The organism is Pseudomonas sp. PDM19, assembly GCF_014852215.1.
GTDB lineage: Bacteria > Pseudomonadota > Gammaproteobacteria > Pseudomonadales > Pseudomonadaceae > Pseudomonas.
Map to the genome: position 1 here is coordinate 354,526 of NZ_JACVBG010000003.1, position 25,014 is coordinate 379,539.

General features: G+C 63.6%; 16 protein-coding genes and 3 tRNA genes. 8 read left to right on the forward strand and 11 right to left on the reverse strand.

Features of this window, described 5'->3' with window-relative positions; genetic code table 11:
• Positions 1-7: 7 nt before the first annotated feature.
• The 5 genes from IB273_RS17650 to IB273_RS17670 all read right to left on the reverse strand — a co-directional run bounded on the left by IB273_RS17650 (position 8) and on the right by IB273_RS17670 (position 2,738).
• Entirely contained in the window at positions 8-475 is a 468-nt protein-coding gene (locus IB273_RS17650; RefSeq protein ID WP_081517344.1) for a PilX N-terminal domain-containing pilus assembly protein, read from the reverse strand.
• The gene (locus IB273_RS17655) at positions 475-1,122 is read right to left on the reverse strand and encodes a PilW family protein (RefSeq protein WP_230986120.1); all 648 of its coding nucleotides are present in this window, start codon (positions 1,120-1,122) and stop codon (positions 475-477) included. The genes IB273_RS17650 and IB273_RS17655 overlap by 1 nt, the downstream gene beginning before the upstream one ends.
• Positions 1,119-1,586, reverse strand: a complete 468-nt coding sequence (gene pilV / locus IB273_RS17660; protein ID WP_081517346.1) for a type IV pilus modification protein PilV — start codon at positions 1,584-1,586, stop codon at positions 1,119-1,121. The genes IB273_RS17655 and pilV overlap by 4 nt, the downstream gene beginning before the upstream one ends.
• On the reverse strand, positions 1,583-2,056 hold the full coding sequence (locus IB273_RS17665; RefSeq protein ID WP_081517347.1) for a GspH/FimT family pseudopilin: 474 nt from the start codon (positions 2,054-2,056) through the stop codon (positions 1,583-1,585). The genes pilV and IB273_RS17665 overlap by 4 nt, the downstream gene beginning before the upstream one ends.
• Positions 2,057-2,207: 151 nt before the next feature.
• Positions 2,208-2,738, reverse strand: a complete 531-nt coding sequence (locus tag IB273_RS17670; protein ID WP_192224657.1) for a GspH/FimT family pseudopilin — start codon at positions 2,736-2,738, stop codon at positions 2,208-2,210.
• A 194-nt stretch (positions 2,739-2,932) separates the two neighbouring features.
• Between IB273_RS17670 and thiO the strand changes: the two genes are divergently transcribed.
• Positions 2,933-4,042, forward strand: coding sequence for a glycine oxidase ThiO (thiO, locus tag IB273_RS17675; protein WP_192224658.1), 1,110 nt, complete (start codon positions 2,933-2,935; stop codon positions 4,040-4,042).
• A gap of 13 nt (positions 4,043-4,055) precedes the next feature.
• On the opposite strand, the gene IB273_RS17680 is transcribed toward thiO, so the two are convergent.
• The 4 genes from IB273_RS17680 to IB273_RS17695 all read right to left on the reverse strand — a co-directional run bounded on the left by IB273_RS17680 (position 4,056) and on the right by IB273_RS17695 (position 8,410).
• Positions 4,056-5,393: a sigma-54-dependent transcriptional regulator gene (locus IB273_RS17680; RefSeq protein ID WP_192224659.1), complete on the reverse strand. Its 1,338-nt coding sequence runs from the start codon at positions 5,391-5,393 to the stop codon at positions 4,056-4,058.
• A gap of 15 nt (positions 5,394-5,408) precedes the next feature.
• Positions 5,409-6,998 carry a sensor histidine kinase gene (locus IB273_RS17685; RefSeq protein ID WP_192224660.1) on the reverse strand — a complete coding sequence of 530 codons (1,590 nt, stop codon included), beginning with the start codon at positions 6,996-6,998 and terminating at the stop codon, positions 5,409-5,411.
• Positions 6,988-7,224, reverse strand: a complete 237-nt coding sequence (locus tag IB273_RS17690; RefSeq protein ID WP_177429479.1) for a PP0621 family protein — start codon at positions 7,222-7,224, stop codon at positions 6,988-6,990. The genes IB273_RS17685 and IB273_RS17690 overlap by 11 nt, the downstream gene beginning before the upstream one ends.
• 160 nt (positions 7,225-7,384) lie before the next feature.
• Positions 7,385-8,410, reverse strand: coding sequence for an outer membrane protein assembly factor BamD (locus IB273_RS17695; RefSeq protein WP_081517353.1), 1,026 nt, complete (start codon positions 8,408-8,410; stop codon positions 7,385-7,387).
• Positions 8,411-8,557: 147 nt separating this feature from the next.
• Between IB273_RS17695 and rluD the strand changes: the two genes are divergently transcribed.
• The 3 genes from rluD to clpB all read left to right on the forward strand — a co-directional run bounded on the left by rluD (position 8,558) and on the right by clpB (position 12,988).
• The gene (gene rluD, locus IB273_RS17700) at positions 8,558-9,517 is read left to right on the forward strand and encodes a 23S rRNA pseudouridine(1911/1915/1917) synthase RluD (RefSeq protein ID WP_081517354.1); all 960 of its coding nucleotides are present in this window, start codon (positions 8,558-8,560) and stop codon (positions 9,515-9,517) included.
• Complete coding sequence (gene pgeF, locus IB273_RS17705) at positions 9,514-10,239, forward strand: peptidoglycan editing factor PgeF (protein ID WP_192224661.1); 726 nt, start codon at positions 9,514-9,516, stop codon at positions 10,237-10,239. The genes rluD and pgeF overlap by 4 nt, the downstream gene beginning before the upstream one ends.
• 184 nt (positions 10,240-10,423) lie before the next feature.
• A complete protein-coding gene (clpB, locus tag IB273_RS17710) occupies positions 10,424-12,988 on the forward strand; it encodes an ATP-dependent chaperone ClpB (protein ID WP_192224662.1) in 2,565 nt (854 codons plus the stop codon).
• 144 nt (positions 12,989-13,132) lie between these two features.
• On the opposite strand, the gene IB273_RS17715 is transcribed toward clpB, so the two are convergent.
• Both IB273_RS17715 and IB273_RS17720 read right to left on the reverse strand, forming a co-directional pair.
• On the reverse strand, positions 13,133-13,486 hold the full coding sequence (locus IB273_RS17715; RefSeq protein WP_045217284.1) for a PilZ domain-containing protein: 354 nt from the start codon (positions 13,484-13,486) through the stop codon (positions 13,133-13,135).
• A gap of 11 nt (positions 13,487-13,497) precedes the next feature.
• Entirely contained in the window at positions 13,498-15,795 is a 2,298-nt protein-coding gene (locus IB273_RS17720; RefSeq protein ID WP_192224663.1) for a DUF1631 domain-containing protein, read from the reverse strand.
• 216 nt (positions 15,796-16,011) lie between these two features.
• On the opposite strand from IB273_RS17720, the gene IB273_RS17725 reads away from it, so the two are divergent.
• The 4 genes from IB273_RS17725 to IB273_RS17740 all read left to right on the forward strand — a co-directional run bounded on the left by IB273_RS17725 (position 16,012) and on the right by IB273_RS17740 (position 24,917).
• Positions 16,012-16,087, forward strand: a tRNA-Asn gene (locus IB273_RS17725).
• A gap of 9 nt (positions 16,088-16,096) precedes the next feature.
• A tRNA-Pro gene (locus tag IB273_RS17730) sits at positions 16,097-16,173 on the forward strand.
• A 6-nt stretch (positions 16,174-16,179) separates the two neighbouring features.
• Positions 16,180-16,255: transfer RNA gene (locus IB273_RS17735), tRNA-Lys, on the forward strand.
• Positions 16,256-16,544: 289 nt separating this feature from the next.
• On the forward strand, positions 16,545-24,917 hold the full coding sequence (locus tag IB273_RS17740; protein ID WP_192224664.1) for an Ig-like domain-containing protein: 8,373 nt from the start codon (positions 16,545-16,547) through the stop codon (positions 24,915-24,917).
• The last annotated feature ends 97 nt before the right edge of the window (positions 24,918-25,014 follow it).

Below are 25,014 nucleotides of genomic sequence, written 5' to 3' on the forward strand. Positions count from 1 at the left end.
TTGATGTTCAGTAACGTACCAGGTAACCCTGCAGGTGCTTCGCGCGCGCAGGGTTGTTGGAATCGGCGCAGCCGGTGTCGGCACAGGATTTACCCGTGCTCTCGATGTTGAAGCAGGCGTACTGGAATGAAGCTCCGCCGTCCGCTGCGTTGAGCGAGTAAGCCGGGATCACTGATACGCAGGTTCCAGGCGCTGCTGCGGTTGCGCTGTACTTCACCTTCCCTGCCCAGTCGCTACTGGCCCCGGGCGTGATGGTGATCGCCTGGACCCGCGGGCTTTTCAGATAGCTATCGATCCAGCCCTGGATACCGCTTTCCGCTGCCTGGAAGGCGACGTTCTGCTGCTGACTGTTGGCCGCCATGCGCTCCTGCAGTGTCGAGCGGGAGGCCGCGGCGATGGCGATGATGGTGAGCAGCAGCAGGAGTACCAGGCTGACCACCAGTGCGACACCGGTTTGTGAAGTACGAGAGTTCATCAGAGGCGATTCCTGAGTTCGTAGGTGCCGGTGAAAGAACGCGAGACTTCGTTGCGGCTGTCCGTGATGGTCAGTGTCAACCTCACCGCTCTGGCCGCGTCGAGTTGCGTTTGGGTAGCGGCACTGCTGTCTTTCCAGCTCATCAAGCCGGCTTCTTCCACTCCAAGTTGCACGGAGCTGATGGCAGCGTTGGCGAGAATGGGGGTGGCGTTACCGCCATTCAGCGATTGGCAGATACGTGAAACGCCGTTGGCCGTGCAGGTTGAATAGGTCACGTTGTACAGATACAGCGTGGCGTCGCTACACGTTTTGTTGCCGCCGAAGGTCGTGCCGGTGTTGGCGGTGGTGGCATAGCGGAAAGTGATGCCATTGGTGGCCTTTGCCAGGGCGGCAGAGGGAAAGGTCAGGCTGCCGACCGGCAGGGAATTCGAAGGGGAGCTGCATCCCAGATATCCCGAACGTCGAGCATCGGCGCCTATCACCTCCAGCGCAATGCGACCGCTCTCCTGGACCTGTGCGAGGGCGCTGTTGGTCTTGTCGGTCTGGCTGGTGTCGCTGAACAGTTGCAATACGCCGAGCAGCAAAAGCGAGCTGATCAGGATTGCAATCATCAGCTCGATAAGGGAGAGACCGGATTGTCGATTCACAGGTCGATCCTCAAGCTGAACGACGGGTTGGATGAGCTCGATATGGCAGAGCCTGTATCTGACCAATTGATAGTGATGGTGTACTGGTTGGGGGCGACCCGGCCTATGGTGGCGGTGGCATCGGGAAGCGCCGTTTTCAGTGCGCCTCGCCACTGGAATAGATCCAGCTGAGCCTGCTGCTGGGCTGTGCAGCCCGCCGTGTTGCAGGAAGGGGCGGTGCTGTCGGCGGCGCCACTGGCCAGTGTGTAGTCATTGCTGCTGATGGCCTGGGTGCGGTTGACGCGCATGCGCTCCACCAGGTCGTAGGCCATCAGGCTGGCCTGGCTGCGCCGGTAGGCGCCTTGACTGGATTGCAGACTGGTTGTCATCAGCGTCGCCATGCCGAGCAGGCCGACCGCCAACACCACCAGTGCGATCATGACCTCAATGAGAGTGAAGCCTTGCTCCTCACGGTTCCTCCTCATGGGCACGCGCTCCCGCTGCAGGCCTGGCCGATGGCGTTGACGGATATCTGGCGCGATGAGGGCCGAGAATCGGCAATGGTGATCGTGGCAGCGCTGGTCGTGCCATTCGAGGAGTAGGTGATTTGGCTGGCGGAACCGGTGATGGTCACCGCATCGCTGACCGCAGGGATGACCTTGACTATGGTCGTGCCGCGCTTCACCAGTGCGCCGAGGCTCCAGTTGGTGTCGGTTGAGCAGGCACTGGCATCGGCGTTGGCGCCGCATATGCTGATATCGGTGCGCTGCATTACCGCTTCGCTGCGCGCAAGCTGGAGCGCTCCCAGCAGCGAGTTGGTCGTACTGGTAAGCCTGTTGTCGAGTATCAGTGTGCGAAAGCTCGGGATGCCAATCGAGGCAAGGATGGCGATGATCGCTATGACCACCATCAGTTCGATCAAGCTGAATCCAGATATGTCCTTATGGCGCGACATGTGCGCATGTCCTCACGGTTTATTGTGGGCAATGCTGTCAACTTGCGTAGGAAATGTCCCTTTTTGAATGATGACCGATACAAATCGCGCGATGTTCGGTCATGTGCCTTTGTCATTTGTGAGCGCCTTCTCGGTATGAGTGTGAAGACGTCTAGTTCGCACAATAGAGCTCGGTTGTTCCGGCTTCGGTACGGATGCGCCCCGCCTTGTTGAACACGATGTGGTAGCTCGTTCGGCCCGCGCCGCAGAGCGTCAGCGTGCCGGAATGGAAGGCACCGTTGGGCTGGATCGCATTGCCGCGCGGCGTGAAGTGGAGGTAGCGCCGCGAGGTGCTGTCGGTGTGGATGCTGATACCACTCAGGGGGCCATGGGTCGCGAGCGGAAGTTGCTGTGGGGTGCGGATGCCGCTATTGCTGGCGTCGGCGAACACCTCCCAGCCGGCGGCCCAATCGCCGCCGGTCGCTGCGATGCTGATCGGTTGTCCGCTGTGTGCGGCCGATTCACGGGCGAAGTTCAGGGCGTTGCGCAGTTCCTGGGTCGCCGTGCTAGCCCGCTGGTTCTGCAGCAGTTCGTTGAAGCTTGGGGCCGCGATGGAGAGTGCGATCGCCAGTATCACGAGGGTGAACAGCAGTTCAACGAGGGTGAAGCCCAGCTCCCCGGTAATGGATCGTTCCCTGGCCATGGTTCGCTTCCTGGCAGTTGCGGTGCGGGAAGTATTGGCCGCTGACCACCACCTGCATGTCAGTAAGTTGGATAGACGCTGTAGGAGCGGTCCGATGCCGCACCGACTTCCGTCTTGCTCCGTCGACGGCCCATGCCCGGTATAGTGTGCGGCCGGCGATGGGCCGTTGATTTTCCTGTGATGTGGGGCGTGGTATGCCGGACATGATCGTGGTGGGCGGTGGGGTGGTGGGCATGCTGACTGCCTGGACTCTGGGGCAGGCGGGTGCCGAGGTGGTGCTGCTGGAAAAGGGGGAGACCGGGCGCGAAGCGTCCTGGGCCGGCGGCGGCATCGTCTCGCCGCTCTATCCGTGGCGCTACAGCTCGGCGGTCGCCAACCTGGCTCACTGGTCGCAGGACTTCTATCCCCAGCTGGGCGAACGTCTGCTCGCTGATACCGGGCTCGATCCGGAAGTGCACGTCACCGGCCTCTACTGGCTGGACCTGGACGATCAGGCCGAAGCCCTGGCGTGGGCCAGGACCCATGGCCGCCCGCTTTCGGAAGTGGATATCGGCGCCGTGCATGAAGCTGTCCCGGTGCTGGGGCAAGGTTTCGAACGCGCGGTGTACATGTCCGGCGTGGCCAACGTGCGCAACCCGCGGCTGGCCAAGTCGCTCCGCCAGGCGCTGGTGCAACTGCCAAATGTGAGCGTGCAGGAGCAGGTCGAGGTGACCGGCTTCCTGAAGCAGGGCGATAACGTGACAGGCGTCCGCACGGGGCAGGGTGATTTCATTGCCGACGCGGTGGTGCTCGCGGCCGGTGCCTGGAGCGGCGAGCTGCTGGCGAAGCTTGGGCTGGAGCTGCCGGTCGAGCCGGTGAAGGGGCAGATGATTCTCTATCGCTGCGCCCCGGATTTCCTCTCCAGCATGGTGCTGGCCAAAGGTCGCTACGCGATTCCGCGTCGCGACGGGCACATTCTGGTGGGCAGTACGCTGGAGCACGCCGGTTTCGACAAGACCCCGTCGGACGAGGCGCTGAGCAGCCTGCGCGCTTCGGCAGAGGAGCTGATTCCCGCGCTGGCGGGCATGGAACCGGTGAATCACTGGGCTGGGCTGCGTCCGGGCTCGCCGCAGGGCATTCCCTTCATCGGCGAGGTTCCCGGTCACCCGGGGTTGTGGCTGAACACCGGCCATTACCGCAATGGGCTGGTGCTGGCGCCGGCGTCCTGCCAGTTGCTGGCGGACCTGATGCAGAAGCGTCAGCCGATCATCGAAGCGGCACCCTATGCGCCAGAAGGGCGCCTGGTGGCGACGCCCATCGTCTGAAAGCGGCCGGGGATCAGTCGATCCCCAGTTTCTTCAGACGGTAGCGCATGGAGCGGAAGGTCAGTCCCAGGCGCTGCGCCGCCGCTGTCCGGTTCCAGCGCGTCTCTTCCAGCGCCTGCATGATCAGCTTGCGCTCGATGTCCTCGAGGTAATCCTCGAGGTTGTCGATCTGTGCCAGGCTCGCGTCGCCACCGCCGTCTGCCGTGCTGGTTTCGGCCAGGCGCAGGTCGTGAGGCTGGATGACGTCATCCTCGCAAAGCGTGTAGGCGCGCTCCAGCATGTTCTCCAGCTCCCGCACGTTGCCGGGGAAGCGGTAGCTCTTGAGCTTCTCCAGCGCATCGGCGCTGACCGCCGCGGCAGCCAGTCCGTTGTCGCCGGCCAGGCGCTTGAGCACGCGGTCGGTCAGCAGCGGGATGTCTTCGTGGCGCTCGCGCAGCGGCGGAACCCGTAGTTCGATGACGTTCAGGCGGTAGTAGAGGTCCTGGCGGAATCGGCCAGCGGCCACTTCGGCGGCCAGGTCCTTGTGGGTCGCGCAGAGGACGCGCACGTCCACCGCGACCTCCTGCTGGCCGCCCACGGCGCGCACGGCCTTCTCCTGGATGACGCGCAGCAGTTTGACCTGCATGGGCAGCGGCAGGTCGGCGACTTCGTCGAGGAACAGCGTGCCGCCGTTGGCCGCCTGGAACAGGCCGAGCTTGTCTTCCACGGCACCGGTGAAGCTGCCTTTCTTGTGGCCGAAGAACTCGCTTTCCATCAGCTCGGACGGAATGGCGCCGCAGTTGACCGGCACGAAGGTCTGGGTCTCGCGCGGGCCCTGCTCGTGGATCAGTCGGGCCACCAGCTCCTTGCCGCTGCCGGATTCACCGCTGATGTACACCGGCGCCTGGCTGCGGGCGAGCTTGGCGACCTGGTTGCGCAGGGTGCGCATGGGCGGTGAATCACCCAGCAGGCGGCTGTCCACCGGCGCTTCCTCGGCCTCCGGCGAGCGCAGGCGCAGGGCCGAATTCACCAGCTCGCGCAGGCGGGCAAGGTCCACCGGTTTGGTCAGGAAGTCGAAGGCGCCAGCCTTGAGGGCCTGCACCGCGGTGTCGAGGCTGCCGAAGGCGGTGATCATCGCCACCGGCATCTGCGGATGGCGCTGCTGGATGTATTGCACCAGGTCCAGGCCGGTGCCATCGGGCAGACGCATGTCGGTGAGGCAGAAGTCGAAGGGCTCGCGGGCCAGGAAGTCGCGGGCTTCCTTGACGTTGCGAGCGCTGCGGGTGTCCAGCTTCATGCGGCCGAGGGTGATCTCCAGCAGCTCGCGGATGTCGGGTTCGTCGTCGACGATCAGGGCTTTTTGACGGCTCATGCTCTTTGCGTCTTCTTAGCTTTGTTTGCGCGGGTGGGCGAAGGTGAGGCGGAAGCAGCTGCCGCCTTCGTCACGCGTCTTGTAGTCCAGCCGGGCCTGGTTGCTTTCGCACAGCTCACGAGAGATGTACAGGCCAAGGCCGGTGCCCTTGCTTTCAGTGGTGAAGAACGGCTCGAACAGCTTCCCCCGCTGATCGGCAGCGATGCCGGGACCGTCATCGAGCACTTCCAGTACGGGAAGGTCGGTCTCGCTGTCGCGGAACAGACGCAGCCATACCTGGCCGGTACCGTTCTTCTGAGTGCTGTACCGTAACCCATTCTGCACGAGGTTGGTCAGTACCTGCGTCAACTGGTGCGGGTCCATGCGCGTCTGCACGGTGCCCTGGCCGGTTTCCACATGGATCTGCTGGTCCTCGCGCAGGCTCTCGCGCATCTCGCCGGCGTAGCGGTGCAGCCAGTACTTCAGGTCCAGCAGTTGCGGCTCGGCCTGGCGCCGGCGTGACAGCTGGAGGACGTTTTCGATGACCAGGTTCATGCGCCGCGACTGGTCCTGAATGATCTGCGTCAGGCGCCGGTCGGGCTTGTCCAGTTCCTCGGACTCCAGCAGCAATTGCGCTGCATGGCTGATGGCGCCCAGCGGGTTGCGGATCTCATGGGCAATGCCCGCGGTGAGCCGGCCCAGGGCGGCGAGCTTGAGCTGCTGGGCCTGCTGGGCGATCTGCGAGATATCCTCGAGGAACATCAGGATGTGCTGTTCGTTGTCCCGGCGCAGGGGGATGAAGCTTGGCTGCACGGTCGGGCCGGACTCCACGGGCTGCAGGCTCGGTGGGCGCAAGGCGGGGTTCTGCTGCCACTGCTGCAGGCTGGAGACCAGCTGCGGGCTGTACTCTGCCAGCGAGTGGCCGGGAAGGTCGTGGCCGCCCAGCAGGGTGGTGGCGCTCTGGTTGGCCAGCAGTACCCGGTGGCGATCGCCCAGCACCAGGATGCCGGTGCGCATGCGCTGCAGGATCAACGCATTCAGCTCTTCGAGGTTGGCCACCGTGGTGGCGCGCTGTTCGGCGATGCTTTCGACGATCTGCTGGCGCCGTGCCAGGGCCTGGATCAGCAAGGCTGAGGCGAAGCTCAGTGCGCCTAGCCCGCCGGCCTGCACGTAATGGTTGATGGCCGTGGGCTGGCTGAGGCTCAGGTAGAAGGTCAGGTAGATCAGGCCGATGGCGGCGATGGCGGCGATGAGCAGGCCGATGCGGCCCCGCAGCAGGATGTTGGCGATGGCTACCGCAACCACCATCAGGTTGCCGATGCCGCTGGGAATGCCGCCCGCGGTATAGAACAGGGCGCTGAGTAGGAGTATGTCCAGCGCCGCCAGGAGGAATATCGGCAAGAGCTGGCGCGGCGTTGGCATCAGCACCGCGATCAGGATGTTGAGAACCAGGTAGATCCAGCAGCCGACGTGGAACAGCTCGGGGTGGGCCAGTTTCAGCAGCTCATCGTCCAGGCTGCTGGAGATCAGCAGCACCAGCACCAGCCCGATGGTCAGGCGGTACAGGTGGTACAGGCGCAGGACCCGCAGGCCCTGCCCCGTGAGGGAGATGCCTTCAGCGACCACGGTCGGCGCGGTCCTGTTCGAGGTGCGCGCGGCTGCAGTACCACTGGCTCTCGTCCTGCAGGGCGTGGGTCTGCGGCACATGCACGCCGCACTGCGCACAGCGGACCATCGGTGCGGCCGGGTCGTCGCCCTTGGGCTTCTCGGCGGGGCGGGCCGGCCGGGTAGCTTTGCGCCACAACCACCAGCCGAAGGCGAAGAGGGCGATCCAGAACAGCAGACGGGTCATGGCAATCCCTTGTGCATAAAGAGCGGCAGTTTATCCAAGCCACGCGGCGCCGCACAGTGAGCCCGTGCGCGCACCCGCCAGACCAAGGGCAAAAGCGCCGATGCTTTGCCCGAATGAAAAAGGGAGGCCGAAGCCTCCCTTTTCCTTGTACCTGCCAGTATCAGTCGAAGATGCCGAAGGTCATGTAGCTGAACCAGGAGCGGTCGCTGCTGCCGGCGTTGCCTTCGGACTCGTGCTGTTCTTCCTGCACGTCGCTCTGGTTCTCGGGCTTGAGCTCGGCCGGAATCTGCTGTTCGGCGTCCTCGTACTGCTTGATCACGTCCTTGGATGCCTGGGTTTCCATGTGCGGCGGGGCATCGTTGGTCTCGATCAGGCCCAGGGTAGCCTTGGCCAGCCAGGAGCGGTTGTCGGCTTCGTCTTCACGCGGAACGAACTGGCCATCCTTGAGGCTGGCGTTGTCCGGGTAGTTCGCCTTCAGGGTTTCCAGGCTGGAATCGGCCAGGTCGTTCAGGCCCAGGCGCTGGTAGGCCTCGACCATGATCGCCAGGCCATCGCCGACGGCCGGGGTTTCCTGGAAGTTCTCGACCACGTAGCGGCCACGGTTGGCGGCGGCGACATAAGCCTGGCGCTTGAGGTAGTAGTGGCCGACGTGTACTTCGTAGGCCGCCAGCAGGTTGCGCAGGTAGATCATGCGCGCCTTGGCGTCCGGGGCGTAGCGGCTGTTCGGGTAGCGGCTGACCAGCTGGGCGAACTCGTTGAAGGAGTCGCGGGCAGCGCCCGGGTCGCGCTTGGTCATGTCCAGCGGCAGGAAGCGCGCCAGCAGGCCACGGTCCTGGTCGAAGGAGGCCAGACCCTTGAGGTAGTAGGCATAGTCGACGTTCGGGTGCTGCGGGTGCAGGCGGATGAAGCGCTCAGCCGAAGCGCGGGCGGCCTCGGGCTCCATGTTCTTGTAGTTGGCGTAGATCAGTTCCAACTGGGCCTGCTCGGCGTAGCGGCCGAACGGATAGCGGGACTCCAGCGCCTTCAGCTTGGCGACGGCGTTGGTGTAGCTCTTGTTGTTGAGGTCTTCCTGTGCCTGCTGGTACAGCTGGCTTTCGCTCAGGTTCTCATCCACCTTCTCGCCCTTGGAGGAGCAGGCGGTGACGAAGGCGAGGGTGGCGATCAGCAGCAGGTGTTTCACTTGCATGGCGAGTTGCGTCCCTGGACGGTCGGCTGTCGCGGCCGCAACCGTCTGTTATGATTGGCGCCCCAGGGATACCCCTGGGACAAAGGCCCCGTATTTAACCACAGCGCGCAGCCGAACCAAAAGGCCGCGCGCCCTTCGTGTCCCGTCATGTCCAATATCATCCAACTCGCGGCAGAAGTGCCGTTCGACCTCGGTGGTCAGCGTCTCGACCAGGTCGCCGCTCAGCTCTTCTCCGACCACTCCCGCTCGCGCCTGGCTGGCTGGATCAAGGACGGCCGTCTCAAGGTCGATGGCGCCGTGCTGCGTCCGCGCGACATCGTCCATGCCGGCTCGCGCCTCGAGCTGGATGTCGAACTGGAGGCCCAGGGTGAATGGGTTGCCCAGGACATCGAACTGGACATCGTCTATGAAGATGACCAGATCCTGGTCATCGACAAGCCGACCGGCCTGGTGGTTCACCCCGCCGCCGGCCATCAGGACGGCACCCTGCTCAACGCACTGCTGCACCACGTGCCGCACCTGGCCAACGTGCCGCGCGCCGGCATCGTGCACCGCCTCGACAAGGACACCACCGGCCTGATGGTGGTGGCCAAGACCCTGGAAGCGCATACCAACCTGGTCGCCCAGTTGCAGGCGCGCAGCGTCAGCCGCATCTATGAGGCCATCGTCACCGGCGTGATCGTCGCCGGCGGCACCGTCGACGCGCCCATTGGCCGTCACGGCGTGCAGCGCCAGAAGATGGCGGTGATCGAGACCGGCAAGGTCGCCATCAGCCATTACCGCGTGCTGGAGCGCTTCCGTGCGCATACCCACACGCGGGTGAAGCTGGAAACCGGGCGTACCCACCAGATCCGCGTCCATATGACGCACATTGGCCACCCGCTGGTGGGCGACCCCACCTACGGCGGGCGTTTCCGCATTCCGCCGGGGGCCAGCCCGACTCTCGTCGAGTCGTTGCGCGATTTCCCGCGCCAGGCCCTGCATGCGCGTTTCCTGGAACTGGATCACCCGGCCACCAACGTGCGCATGAAGTGGGAATCGCCGCTGCCGGATGACTTCACCTGGCTGCTGAGCCTGCTGCGGCAGGACAACGAGTCCTTCGTATGAGCCCCTGGCTGACGCCTGACTGGCCGGCTCCGGCGAACGTCCGCGCCTGCGTGACTACCCGTGCCGGCGGCGTCAGCGTCGAGCCTTTCGACAGCTTCAACCTCGGTGACCACGTCGGCGACGAGCCGGCCGCCGTGGCCGAGAACCGCCGTCGCCTGACCGCCGAACTGGGCTGCCAGCCAGCCTGGCTGAGCCAGGTGCATGGCATCGACGTGGTCGAGGCCGATCCGTCTGCCGTCGCTACCGCGGATGCCAGCTGGAGCGCCACGCGGGGTATCGCCTGCACCATCATGACGGCCGATTGCCTGCCGGCGCTGTTCTGCGACCGCGCGGGGACCCGTGTCGCTGCTGCCCACGCCGGCTGGCGCGGGCTGGCGGGCGGCGTGCTGGAGGCGACCGTGGCCGCCATGGGCGTCGCGCCGGCGGAATTGCTGGTCTGGCTCGGCCCGTCCATCGGTCCGCAGGCCTTCGAAGTCGGCCCCGAAGTGCGTGAAGCCTTCCTGGCGGACCACGCCGAAGCTGCGCGCGCCTTTGTGCCCAGCACCAATGCCGGCAAGTTCATGGCCGACATCTATGAGCTGGCGCGCATCCGCCTCGCGGCGAAGGGCGTGACCGCCGTCTATGGTGGGGGCTTCTGCACCTTCACCGACACCGAACGCTACTATTCCTATCGCCGCAGCTCCCGCACCGGCCGCCTGGCCAGCCTGATCTGGCTGGCCTGATCCATTTTCCTGCAGGTTCAACTCCGTTACGGAGGCCCATTCGAAGGCACTAAACTGACCGGTGTCATGGCCAAATGGCTTGAACCGACCAAAATCGTCCTTATCTATCTGGCATCCCGGCGGGTTAGTCGTGACCAGGGGCACTCATCGCTCCGGCCCGCTATAGAAAGGAAGGACGACCCTCATGCGAATCGACCGTTTGACCAGCAAGCTCCAGCTTGCACTCTCCGATGCCCAGTCCCTGGCCGTCGGACACGACCACCCGGCCATCGAGCCGGTGCACCTGCTGTCCGCGCTCATCGAGCAGCAGGGCGGCTCCATCAAGCCCCTGCTGATGCAGGTCGGCTTCGATATCCCTGCGCTGCGTGCCTCCCTCAATAAAGAGATGGACACGCTGCCGAAGATCCAGAACCCCACCGGCGACGTGAACCTGTCGCAGGATCTGGCGCGCCTGCTCAACCAGGCCGACCGCCTGGCGCAGCAGAAGGGCGACCAGTTCATTTCCAGCGAGCTCGTGCTGCTCGCCGCCATGGATGACAGCACCAAGCTCGGCAAGCTGCTCACCAGTCAGGGCGTCTCCAAGAAGGCCCTGGAGAATGCCGTGGCCAACCTGCGCGGCGGCGAGGCGGTCAACGACCCGAACGCCGAGGACTCGCGCCAGGCGCTGGACAAGTACACCGTCGACATGACCAAGCGCGCCGAGGACGGCAAGCTCGACCCGGTGATCGGCCGTGATGACGAAATCCGCCGGACCATCCAGGTCCTGCAGCGCCGTACCAAGAACAACCCCGTGCTGATCGGCGAACCCGGCGTCGGCAAGACCGCCATCGTCGAAGGCCTCGCCCAGCGCATCGTCAACGGCGAAGTGCCTGACGGCCTGAAGGACAAGCGCCTGCTGGCGCTGGACATGGGCTCGCTGATCGCTGGCGCCAAGTTCCGCGGCGAGTTCGAGGAGCGCCTGAAAGCCGTCCTCAACGAGCTGTCCAAGCAGGAAGGCCGGATCATCCTGTTCATCGACGAACTGCACACCATGGTCGGCGCCGGCAAGGCCGAGGGCGCCATGGACGCCGGCAACATGCTCAAGCCGGCCCTGGCCCGTGGCGAGCTGCACTGCGTGGGCGCCACCACCCTGGACGAATACCGCCAGTACATCGAGAAGGACGCCGCCCTGGAGCGCCGCTTCCAGAAAGTCCTGGTGGATGAGCCGAGCGAGGAAGACACCATTGCCATCCTGCGTGGCCTGAAAGAGCGCTACGAGGTGCACCACGGCGTCACCATCACCGACGGCGCGATCATTGCCGCGGCCAAGCTCAGCCACCGCTATATCACCGACCGCCAGCTGCCGGACAAGGCCATCGACCTGATCGACGAAGCCGCCAGCCGCATCCGCATGGAGATCGACTCCAAGCCGGAGGAGCTGGATCGCCTGGATCGCCGCCTGATCCAGCTGAAGATCGAGCGCGAGGCGCTGAAGAAGGAAGACGACGAGGCGACCAAGAAACGCCTCGCCAAGCTTGAGGAAGACATCGCCAAGCTCGAGCGCGAATACGCGGACCTAGAGGAAATCTGGAAGTCGGAAAAAGCCGAGGTTCAGGGTTCCGCGCAGATCCAGCAGAAAATCGAGCAGGCCAAGCAGGAGATGGAAACCGCGCGGCGCAAGGGCGACCTGGAAACCATGGCGCGCATCCAGTACCAGACCATTCCGGACCTGGAGCGCAGCCTGCAGATGGTCGACCAGCACGGCCAGACCGAGAAGCAGCTGCTGCGCAACAAGGTGACCGACGAGGAAATCGCCGAGGTCGTCGCCAAGTGGACCGGTATCCCGGTCTCCAAGATGCTCGAAGGCGAGCGCGAGAAGCTGCTGCGCATGGAAGACGAGCTGCACAAGCGCGTCATCGGCCAGAACGAGGCCGTGGTGGCTGTCTCCAACGCTGTGCGCCGTTCCCGCGCAGGCCTGGCGGACCCGAATCGCCCCAGCGGCTCATTCCTCTTCCTCGGCCCGACCGGGGTGGGCAAGACCGAGCTGTGCAAGGCCCTGGCCGAGTTCCTCTTCGATACCGAGGAAGCGCTGGTGCGCATCGACATGTCCGAGTTCATGGAGAAGCACTCCGTGGCGCGCTTGATCGGTGCACCTCCGGGCTACGTCGGCTATGAAGAAGGCGGTTACCTGACCGAGGCCGTGCGTCGCAAGCCGTACTCCGTGGTGCTGCTCGACGAAGTCGAGAAGGCCCACCCGGACGTCTTCAACGTGCTGCTTCAGGTACTCGAAGATGGTCGCCTGACCGACAGCCATGGCCGTACTGTGGACTTCCGCAACACCGTGGTGGTGATGACCTCGAACCTCGGTTCGGCGCAGATCCAGGAGCTGGTGGGCGATCGTGAAGCCCAGTATGCGGCGGTCATGGATGCAGTGAATGCGCACTTCCGTCCGGAATTCATCAACCGGATCGACGAAGTAGTGGTCTTCGAACCGCTGGCCCGCGAGCAGATCGCCGGTATCGCCCGCATCCAGATGGGGCGCCTGCGCAAGCGCCTGGCCGAGCGCGAGCTGAGCCTGGAGCTGAGCGACGAAGCCATGGACAAGCTGATCGCCGTCGGCTTCGACCCGGTGTATGGCGCGCGGCCGCTCAAACGCGCGATCCAGCGCTGGATCGAGAACCCGCTGGCGCAACTGATCCTGGCCGGCAAGTTCAACCCTGGCACGCAGATCCACGCCAAGGTCGAGAACGACGAGATCGTCTTCTCCTGATCGGAGCTCCACGAAAAAGCCCGCCAATTGGCGGGCTTTTTCATGCGCTTTGTAGGAGCGAGCCGCAGGACCCGGCATTCCTTTGCAGGAGTGGGCCATGCCTGCGACCGCGCGCCTGGCGCGCTCCTGCAGGTATTTCGGCGATCAGCCAGTTTCGCGGGCTCCACCCAGCAGGACCAGCAGTTGCTCGATCAGCTCGGCCTGATCCTCGGCGATATCGATGATGTGGAAGCCCGCCCAGCCCAATTGGCCGTCGGTGCCGGCGCGACTCCACAGGCAATCGGCGCCGAGCTGGATTTCCCCGATCTCGTCCAGCGGCGGCGCCGGCACCAGATGGCACTCCCAGACCGAGTCGGCCTCCGGCACGTCCACGCCGCAGAGCATGAACCCTTCGGCGGACAGGTCGGCGAGCCGGCCCAGGCTGCGCCCGGAGTGGCGGTCGAAGACTTCCACGGTCAGCCCGGTCTGCTGCCGGCTATGCTGGCGACGTTCACTCATCGACTGCTCCTTCAGGTCTGTGCCGGGCTGCGCCCGGAAGTAAAGCGTTGCAGGACGCGGTAGATCGCACTCAGCGCACGATCCATCAGCGGGGCGGACTGTTCCGTCGGTACCAGGCGGACCTTGCCGGCCTCCATCTCCTGGGCCAACTGCACTATCGGTTTGACCGCCACCCGCTGCCCGGTGTGGTCGACGAACATGTAGTTGCGCGTGGTCGGGCTGAACCACGACAGCTTGAGCCGGCGTGCCGGCGTGGTGTCGCTGAATTCGAACCAGGTACCGAACTCCAGGTGGCCCAGCTCCTTCATCAGGACCCGCACCCGCTCGGACAACGCCTCGCCGTTGGGCTTGATCAGGGTATGACCCTCGGCTCCGAGCATGGCGCCTAGCGGGCTCTCCGGCAGATCCTGTTTCAGTTGTGCGGCGATCTGCGGCTGCTGCGCCTGGATCGCGTGCTGGCAGGCAACCAGATCCTGCAGCAACCGGCGGATGCCGTCCTCGTGATAACCGCCGAGCACTTCCAGGCCCTTGCGCAGCTCTTCCAGAAGGGCCAGGCGGATTGCCTGCAGGTGATCGCGGCCGGCGGAATCCAGCGGTGTCACGCTCCAGGCCAGCTGTTCGCCCACTTCGCAGGCGCGTTTCCATTCGTCGCTGTGCTCACCGCTACGCAGCACGATGAAGGTCAGGGCATCGCACCAGCTCATTTCCAGGAAGTTGCGTACCAGCTCCGGCAGGTCGCGGTCCTGTGTCACCCTGGCGATGGCGTCCAGCGCGTGCTCGCGGGCGGCCAGCAGGCGATCGCGGCCACGGGCAGCCTCCATGGCGCGGCGTTCGCGCAGTTCGACCTTCTGCCGCAGGTTGGTGACGTACTCGCTGAACTCACCCAGCAGGCTGTCGAACAGCGACAGGTCGCCGACGAAATCCTGGATCACCCGTTCGACCACCCAGTGCATCTTCGCCAGCAGGGCGCGCTCCTCACCCTCGCCGCCATACAGCACGCCGGCCTGGGCCATGGCGTTGAGCAGCTTGCGAGCGGGGTGGTGATGCTGGGTGAACAGCTGCTTGTCCAGCAGCGCCACCTTGAGGAAGGGGGTGTGCAGGTGGGAAAGGGTGGTCTTGCAGCTGTCGGGCAGGTTCTCGTCATCGAGGATGAAGTCGAAGACCATGCCCACCAGGTCGATGACATCGGCTTCCTGGTCGGTCAGCCGGGTGTTGTTCGGTTGTGCGCTGCCGGATTCCAGCTGGCGCTGCAGGTCGGCCTTCAGTGCATCGACCGGCTGCGGCTGGCGCAGTCGGTGGGCCAGTTCGCGGGCGGACTCGCGTTGCAGGCGGTTCAGCGCCTCCAGCAGCTCGTTGGCGCTGTAGGTCGTGGTAGCCGAGCTGGGACCGAAGCTGACGATGCTCTGGGTGTTGCCGAACAGCGTGGCCTTGTCACCGCGCCTACGGTGCTCGGCGAGCAGCACCGCGAGGCCGCCGAACAGGGCATTGCGGTCGCCCGGAGGCACATCCGGCAGGTCACTGGCGGCGTAGGGCGGTGCTGCTGCTCCACCGCCCGTCGTCGCGGTGCTTTTCTCGGTCCCGGTCGGGCGCGGCGGGGGCGGGGAGGTCTGGCGCTGGCCTTGCGGGCGGTATTTCAGGTTGGGCAGGACACCGCCATCGGCCAGGCGCTTGTTCAGCTGTTCATATAAAGGTTGCAGATGCTGCATGACCTGTTGATCGAACAGCACATAAAGGATGGTCTTGATTCGCAGAGGGAAGGCACTGCGCGCCAGGGTGTCGCGCAATGCCTGGGCAATGGCCTGTGGGCCGAAGGGATTGCGGTCCTCGCCCAGCTTGCTGCCGTTGTTGAGCAGCGCCAGGCGCTGGTCCAGCGCGAACAGCTGCTGGGCGCAGTGGGCGCGCACCTGGTTGACCATGTTGGTCACCAGCAGCGTTTCTTCGTATTCATCGTTGCCGACCAGGGTCAGCTGGTCGATATCCAGCTCTTCCAGCGGCTCCGCAAGGGGCAGTTTGCCTTCAAGGAAGTCGCTCAGGCCCTGGGCGATGCGCTGGTGGTAGAAGCGCTCGAGGTTCGGTCGGTCGCGGCGGACTTCGCGCATGGCATCGAAGAACAGGGCCTGGACCTGATTGTTCTCGGCTTTCTCGGCGCATTCGAAGAGCGTGTCGTCCACCTGGGCGAAGACATTACCCAGGAGTTCGGCGAGGTGATTCATCGCCAACTGACGGCAGCCCTGCACCAGTTCGCCGAAGCGCGGCTGAATCATCCGGCTGGCGATGGGAGAGGGTGGTGGGGTGTCCTTGTTGCTCATGGCCATCCTGTGCGTGATCGTTCCGTTTGCACCCGCGGTGGATCACTCGAGTTTTTCCATGCAGATATAGCAATCAGCCCGGCCCCCTGCAAAGCAGAGAAAAACTTTTTGGATCAGAGTGTTGACAGACGTTTCGATATACGTAAAATGGCGCGCCTCTGATACGGGAAACCGGTGAAGCCGGAAGAAAGTAGAGGAGATTGAAAGGTTCGTAGTTCCGCGATAGCTCAGTCGGTAGAGCAAATGACTGTTAATCATTGGGTCCCTGGTTCGAGTCCAGGTCGCGGAGCCAACTTTCAAACGGGGTATAGCGCAGTCCGGTAGCGCGCTTGCTTTGGGAGCAAGATGTCGGGAGTTCGAATCCCCCTACCCCGACCAACATTTGGGTCGTTAGCTCAGTCGGTAGAGCAGTTGGCTTTTAACCAATTGGTCGTAGGTTCGAATCCTACACGACCCACCATATTGAAGGCATCGGCGTTGCTGAATGCCTGAAGCGGAATGAAAGCCGCTTCTCAGGAAAAGCCCACCTCTCGAGGTGGGCTTTTCCGTTTCTGCCCCGCTGCCATTTGCTTCGCCCCCGGCCCGGTCCGGTTCCTCACTCCGCCCGTCAGCTGTCCGCAGCCGTTTTTTGCCGCCGAAACTACGTCATCAGAAATCCCGGTAGCCTTGTCAGAGTGTTCTGATCTTATTGATTGCGTCGGAAAATTAATCTCCTCACCTCGAAAACGTGTCCCCGAGGTGGGTTAGAAATGGCAATTGAAACTATCGGTCTTGTCGCCGTCACCGAGAACGCAGCGAAGAAGCTTGCGGTCAAGAGTGGTGGCAAGATCAAGGCACACGCAGGTACCAAGTACCTGCTGCAAGTGGAAAACAGCGACGTCGCGCCGGAAAACGTGACCGTCAAGCGTGTCGGCAAGGACCTGCTGGTCCAGTTCGAAGGCAGCGAAAAACCCGACCTGACTATCCAGGACTTCTTTGCCGAAGGCATGGATAGCCAGCTCTACGGCGTAGCCGAAGATGGCCAGCTGTATGCCTATGTGCGCACCGACGGCGAGACCTTCGGCGACAGCCAGTTGTTGCTGGCAGACGGCGACACGGCGCCTATCGCCCTGGGTGGCGATTCCCTGGGTAATGGCGCGGCCTATCTGGCCTCCACCTTCGATGACGCCGCCGGCTTCGTCCTCTGGCCCTGGCTGCTTGGCCTGGCTGGCGTGGGCGCTGCCGCCGCCGCGATCATCCATCACAACAAGGACAATGGCGGCCATCACCACGGTCCTGAAACCAGCCCGGCCCCGACCAACAACAAGGCCACCGACAATGTCGGTCCGACCCAGGGCGAGCTGCACAATGGTGACGTGACCGACGACAAGAGCCCGGTCATTTCCGGCGACGGCGTCCCCGGCGCGATCATCCACGTCATCGACAACGGCACCGAAATCGGCAGTACCGTGGTCAAGCCGGACGGCACCTGGGACTTCAAGCCCGATCTGCCCGACGGCCCGCATGAAATCGATGTCACCCAGGAAGTTCCGGGTGAGAAGCCCAGCGAGCCGGTCCATGTGATCGACATCGTCGTCGACACCGTGGCGCCGGAAGCGCCCTTCGTGGAGCTCGACCCTGCTTCCGACAGCGGTATCCAGGGCGACAACATCACCAACGACACCACCCCGACCATCGACGGCAAGACCGAGCCGGGTGCCGACGTGGTCGTCATCTTCCCGACCGGTGAAGAGATCCACGCCAAGGCCGACGAGAACGGCGAGTGGTCGGTGACCCCGACGCAGCCCCTGCCCGAGGGCAATAACGACATCACCGTCATCGCCACCGACCCGGCGGGTAACACCAGCGAGCCGACCGTCATCACTGTCGTCATCGACACCACTGCTCCGTCCGCAGGCGCCTGGCTGGACCCGGCCTCCGACAGCGGCACCAAGGGCGACGGCATCACCAACGACACCACGCCGACCGTCGACGGCAAGACCGAGCCGAACTCCGACGTGACCGTCACCTTCCCGACGGGCGAAGAGATCCACGCCAAGGCCGACGAGAACGGCGATTGGTCGGTGACCCCGACGCAGCCTCTGCCTGAAGGCGACAATCAGATCACGATCGTCGTCACCGACCCGGCGGGTAACCAGAGCGAACCTGCTGTTCTGCCCATTGTGATCGATACCTCGATCGACAAGCCGGATGCCTGGCTGGACCCGGCTTCCGACAGTGGCACCAAGGGCGACAACATCACCAACGACACCACGCCGACCATCGATGGCAATACCGAGCCGGGTGCCGACGTGGTCGTCATCTTCCCGACCGGTGAAGAGATCCATGCCAAGGCCGACGAGAACGGCGACTGGTCGGTTACTCCGACCCAGCCGCTGCCCGAAGGCAACAACGACATCACCGTCATCGCGACCGATCCTGCCGGCAACCAGAGCGAGCCGACCGTCATCTCCGTTGTGATCGATTCCACGGCTCCGTCGGCTCCGACCATCGACAGCATCGTCGACAACGATGATCCGTCGAACCTGATCGACATCCCGAAAGATGGCTCTACCAATGACACCACCCCGGTGATTTCCGGTGGCGGCGCCGAGCCGGGCGACATCATCCACGTCTTCGACGGCGGCAAGGAACTGGGCTCCACCACCGCCAAGGACGACGGCACCTGGTCGTTCGAAGTGCCGGCGGACAAGGCCCTGCCCGAAGGCGAGCACGACTTCACCGTCAAGGCTGAAGACCCGGCTGGCAACATCAGCGAACCGTCGCAGCCGTACCCGATCGTCATCGACACCACCGCACCGACCGCACCGGTCATCAAGGACGTGGTGGACAACGATGATCCGTCCAACCTGATCGACGTGCCGAAGAATGGTTCGACCAACGACACCACCCCGGTGATTTCCGGCGACGGTGCCGAGAAGGGCGACATCATCCACGTCTTCGACGGCGGCAAGGAGCTGGGCTCCACCACCGCCAAGGACGACGGCACCTGGTCGTTCGAAGTCCCGGCTGACAAGGCCCTGGCCGAAGGCGAGCATGACTTCACCGTCAAGGCTGAAGACCCGGCTGGCAACATCAGCGATGCGTCGCAGCCGTACCCGATCGTCATCGACACCACCGCGCCGACTGCACCGGTCATCAAGGACGTGGTGGACAACGATGATCCGTCCAACCTGATCGACGTGCCGAAGAATGGCTCGACCAACGACACCACCCCGGTGATTTCCGGCGACGGTGCCGAGAAGGGCGACATCATCCACGTCTTCGACGGCGGCAAGGAGCTGGGCTCCACCACCGCCAAGGACGACGGCACCTGGTCGTTCGAAGTCCCGGCTGACAAGGCCCTGGCCGAAGGCGAGCACGACTTCACCGTCAAGGCCGAAGACCCGGCTGGCAACATCAGCGATCCGTCGCAGCCGTACCCGATCGTCATCGACACCACCGCACCGACCGCACCGGTCATCAAGGACGTGGTGGACAACGATGATCCGGCGCACCTGATCGACGTGCCGAAGAATGGCTCGACCAACGACACCACCCCGGTGATTTCCGGTGACGGTGCCGAGAAGGGCGACATCATCCACGTCTTCGACGGCGGCAAGGAGCTGGGCTCCACCACTGCCAAGGACGACGGTACCTGGTCGTTCGAGGTGCCGGCTGACAAGGCCCTGGCCGAAGGCGAGCACGACTTCACCGTCAAGGCGGAAGACCCGGCTGGCAACATCAGCGACGCGTCGCAGCCGTACCCGATCGTTATCGATACCACCGCGCCGGACAGCAAGACCACCCAGCTGACCATCGACACCGTGGCCGGCGACGACATCGTCAACCTGGCCGAATCCAAGGTCCAGCAGACCATCAGCGGCAAGGCCATCGGTGAGTTCCAGGCCGGCGACGTGGTGAGCTTCAAGCTCAACGGCACCGACTACAGCGCCAAGGTAGCGGCAGACGGTAGCTGGAGCGTGAAGGTGGCCGGCGCGGATCTCGCTGCGGAAACCAACATCCACGCGACCCTGGTCGCTCATGACGCCGCCGGCAACGCTGGTAACATCGTGGCGGACCACGGCTATGAGGTGAAACTCGACTCCACCGCGCCGACCATCAAGGACGTGGTGGACAACGATGATCCGTCCAACCTGATCGACGTGCCGAAGAATGGTTCGACCAACGACACCACCCCGGTGATTTCCGGTGACGGTGCCGAGAAGGGCGACATCATCCACGTCTTCGACGGCGAGACCGAACTGGGCACCGCCATTGCTGGCGAAGATGGCAAGTGGTCATTCGAAGTCCCGGCGGACAAGGCGCTGGCCGAAGGCGAGCACGACTTCACTGCCAAGACTGAAGACCCGGCCGGCAACATCAGCGATGCCTCGGTTCCGTACCCGATCGTCATCGACACCACGCCGCCGGACGACAAGACCACCCACCTGACCATCGACACCGTGGCGGGCGACGACATCGTCAACCTGGCCGAGTCCAAGGTCCAGCAGACCATCAGCGGCAAGGCCACTGGCGAGTTCCAGGCGGGCGACGTGGTGAGCTTCAAGCTCAACGGCACCGACTACAGCGCCAAGGTAGCGGCGGATGGTAGCTGGAGCGTGAAGGTGGCCGGTGCGGATCTCGCAGCGGAAACCAACATCCACGCAACCCTGGTCGCTCATGACGCCGCCGGCAACGCTGGCAGCATCACTGCGGATCACGCCTACAGCGTCGACACCGTTGCACCGGTAGCGACCCTGACCATCAACGTGGTGGCCGGCGACGACATCGTCAACCTGGCCGAATCGCAGACCCAGCAGACCATCAGCGGCAAGGCCGCCGGTGCGTTCAGCGAAGGCGACGTGGTGAGCTTCAAGCTCAACGGCACCGACTACAGCGCCAAGGTAGCGGCTGACGGTACCTGGAGCGTGAAGGTGGCCGGCGCGGACCTCGCGGCGGAAACCAACATCCATGCCACCCTGGTAGCCCACGACAGCGCTGGCAACGTCAGCGATGTGGTGGCCGACCATGCCTACTCTGTCGATACGGTAGCGCCGGTAGCGACCCTGACCATCAACGTGGTGGCCGGTGACGACATCGTCAACCTCGAGGAGTCGAAGGTCCAGCAGACCGTCAGCGGCAAGGCCGGTGGCGAGTTCCAGGCGGGCGACGTGGTGAGCTTCAAGCTCAACGGCACCGACTACAGCGCCAAAGTAGCCGCTGACGGAACCTGGAGTGTGAAAGTGGCCGGCGCGGACCTCGCGGCGGAAACCAGCATCCACGCCACCCTGGTGGCCCACGACAAGGCCGGCAACAGCGCCAGCGTCGTAGCCGATCACGGCTACAGCGTCGACCTGGTAGCGCCGGTAGCGACCCTGACCATCAACGTGGTCGCCGGCGACGACATCGTCAACGCCGCCGAAGCCATGACCAACCAGACCATCAGCGGCAAGGCCGCCGGTGAGTTCCAGGCTGGTGACGTGGTCAGCTTCAAGCTCAACGGCACCGACTACAGCGCCAAGGTAGCGGCTGATGGCAGCTGGAGCGTGCAGGTATCGGGTACCGACCTGGCCAAGGGCAGCAGCATCGATGCCACCCTGGTGGCTCACGATGCCGCTGGCAACAGTGCCGACGTGAAGGCCAGCCATGCGTACACCGTGGACCTGACCGCACCGGTAGCGACCCTGACCATCGACACCGTGGCCGGCGACGACATCGTCAACCTCGAAGAGTCGAAGGTTCAGCAGACCATCAGCGGCAAGGCCATTGGCGAGTTCCAGGCGGGCGACGTGGTGAGCTTCAAGCTCAACGGCACCGACTACAGCGCCAAGGTAGCGGCAGACGGTAGCTGGAGTGTGAAGGTGGCCGGTGCGGACCTCGCAGCGGAAACCAACATCCACGCCACCCTCGTGGCTCATGACGTCGCCGGTAACGTGGGCGTCATCGTGGCCGACCATGGTTACACCGTGGACGTCACCGCCCCTTCCGCACCGGTCATCAAGGACGTGGTGGACAACGATGATCCGGCCAACCTGATCGACGTGCCGAAGAATGGTTCGACCAACGACACCACCCCGGTGATTTCCGGTGACGGTGCCGAAAAGGGCGACATCATCCACGTCTTCGACGGCGGCAAGGAGCTGGGCTCCACCACCGCCAAGGACGATGGCACCTGGTCGTTCGAAGTCCCGGCTGCCAAGGCCCTGGCCGAAGGCGAGCACGACTTCACCGTCAAGGCGGAAGACCCGGCCGGCAATATGAGCGATGCCTCTGTGCCTTACCCGATCTTCATCGACACCACGGCTCCGGACAGCAGCACCACCCAACTGACCATCGACACCGTGGCGGGCGACGACGTCGTCAACCTGGTCGAATCGCAGAACCAGCAGACCATCAGCGGCAAGGCCACTGGCGAGTTCCAGACGGGCGACGTGGTGAGCTTCAAGCTCAACGGCACCGACTACAGCGCCAAGGTAGCGGCGGATGGTAGCTGGAGCGTGAAGGTGGCCGGTGCGGACCTCGCAGCGGAAACCAACATCCACGCCACCCTGGTCGCTCACGATGCCGCCGGCAACGCTGGCAACATCACTGCCGATCATGCCTACAGCGTCGACCTGGTTCCGCCGGTCGCCGCCCTGACCATCGTTTCGGTGGCGGGTGATGATGTGGTCGACAGCACCGAAGCAGCAGGCACCGTCAGCATCACCGGGACCTCAACTGGCGCGCGGGCGGGTGACGTGGTGACCCTGACCATCAATGGCAAGGCCTACTCCACCACGGTGGGAAGCGACGGCAAGTGGACCGTGGCCGGCGTGGCTGGCAGCGATCTGGTGGCCGATAGCGACCACAAGGTTGACGGCAAACTGCATGCCACCGACGCGGCGGGCAACTTTACGGATACCACGGCGGTACACAGCTACACCGTTAACCTGACACCACCTCCGACAGCAACGGCCTTGATTGCCTACATGGACAAGGAGAGCGGGGCCAGCCTGAGCGATTGGCTGACCAACAACGGTGACGCTGGGCGCCTGATGAGCGGGACCATCCAGGGGACGCTGGGGGCTGGCGAAAAGGTGCAGGTTTCCACCGATGGTGGCGTCACCTGGACTGATGCCTATGTCTCGGGTTCCAAGTGGGATGCGATGGACCCCAATGCGCATACCGGGAGTTGGTCCATCCAGACGCGTGTCCTCGCGATGGATGGTAGTACCGCAGGCACGCTCGTTACCCAGGATGTTGTGCTGGATACGATTGCGCCCAATGTTCCTACAACGTCCTTTAGTGGCGGTAATGTCACGGTAACCCTGAACGATACAACGTTGAAGGCCGGGGACGTCCTCGACCTGCGAGAGGGTGATGTACACGCTCAATATGTACTGACAGTTGCTGATATTGAAGCAGGCAGTGCGACCTTTGCAGTTCCCAATGGAATGTTCAAACCGATGGTGGCTTCGGTTGATAGTGCGGGGAACATGTCTGATTACTACAGTTGGTACAACTTGATCGACTTTAACGATCAGGCCCCCCGGCCGATTTATGTAAACCAAAGCTACTCCATGGATGGTATTAAGATCACCACGCTTACTGCCGGGGGCGGTGGGCAGTGGACCCCGGGTATTACTGATTACAATGCTCAGGGTGTGGCAACGCCACGTTTGGCAGTTTTTGGAAGCACTCGAGTAGACTTCATGCAGGGTGCGATTACTGATTTTGCCTTTGATTTCGGTAACGTGGACTACAAGGGAGCAACCGCGAAGTATTACAGTAGCTCAGGCGCTCTGCTCGCAACGCAAGCCTTGGATACCAACGGTCATTATGTCTATAGCGACGTCTCGGGGCAGGGGATTGCATACGTAGTATTTACTACAGCAAGTGGTGACTGGGATACAGTCGATAACATGATGGTTTATTCGACTGCTCGTGTTGTGCCGCCAAGTGCCATACAGGATGTTCAGGTCGGCTCGACCGATTACTATGGTGGCTCCGGCGATAACTTGTTCTATGTTGCTAATGCCTCCGCCTTGACTACAGCCGGCCTTCACGGTGGCCCTGGTGGAATAGACACACTCAAACTGACGACGGCTGGGCAGGTTCTGACTTTGTCGACGCTGATCAGTGCCGGCAAACTCGATCATATCGAGGTATTCGACATTACCGGCACCGGCAACAACACGCTGAACGTGAGGATCGGCGACATTCTGAGCCTGGGCCAGAAGAACGCCTTCGTGACTGACGGCTACCTGCAGTTGATGGTCAAGGGCAACGGTGGCGATGTGGTGAACCTGAGCGATCTGCTGCCGGATTCGGTGGACCCGGGTACCTGGGCGAAGAACAGCAGCGTGACCGTCGGTGGCGTGGCTTATGACGTCTACCGCTTCACCACCACCACGGGCACGGCCTTCAACACGGCCGAACTGCTGGTGCAGCAGGGCGTCAGCGTCACCATCAAGAATGGCGTGGCTTCGACACGCATGCTGTTGAGCGGCGATGACAGCGTCACGGGCAGCGAGCACCTGGTGGATGGCTCGGCCAACGGGGTGTCGGACGATCATGCTGGTGCCCTTGGCACCTCGGCATCGACTGATACGTCGCAGAGCCTGCCGTTCGCACTGCCGACAATGACCCACGCGGTCGCTGGCATGGCCGACACCTACTACGGTGCCGGTGATGGCAGCGTGGTCACCCTGCAATATGCCGCCGACCAGTACCTGGCCAGTGGCGAAAATCAGGGCATCCACGGCGGCGACGGTGTCGACGTGCTGAAGCTGGCGGGTCACGACCAGTCGCTCGACCTGACCCTGGCCACTTCCCAGGGCAAGCTGAGCGGGATGGAGGTCGTCGACCTCGGTGGCGCAGGCCACAACACCCTGACGCTGTCACTCAAGGATGTGCTGGAAAACGGCCAGACCGACCTGTTCCACAGCACCGACAAGCACAGCGTGCAGATGCTGGTGCAGGGCGACGCCAGCGACACCGTCAACCTGGCTCAACTGCAGGGCAAGGACGGTGCGGCGGGTGGCAACTGGACCGACAAGGGCGCCGTGATGGTTGGCGGCACCTCCTACGAGGTCTATCAGCACTCCAGCCTCGACGCCGAACTGCTGGTCCAGCAGGCGGTGAAGGTCAACCTGGTCTAAGCGCTGGCCGGTGCGCGGCATCCGCCGCGCACCGGCACTTCTCACCCTTTTCTAGAACGTACCCTGCCGCCAGGCGGCGGGGTACTGGAGATACGAA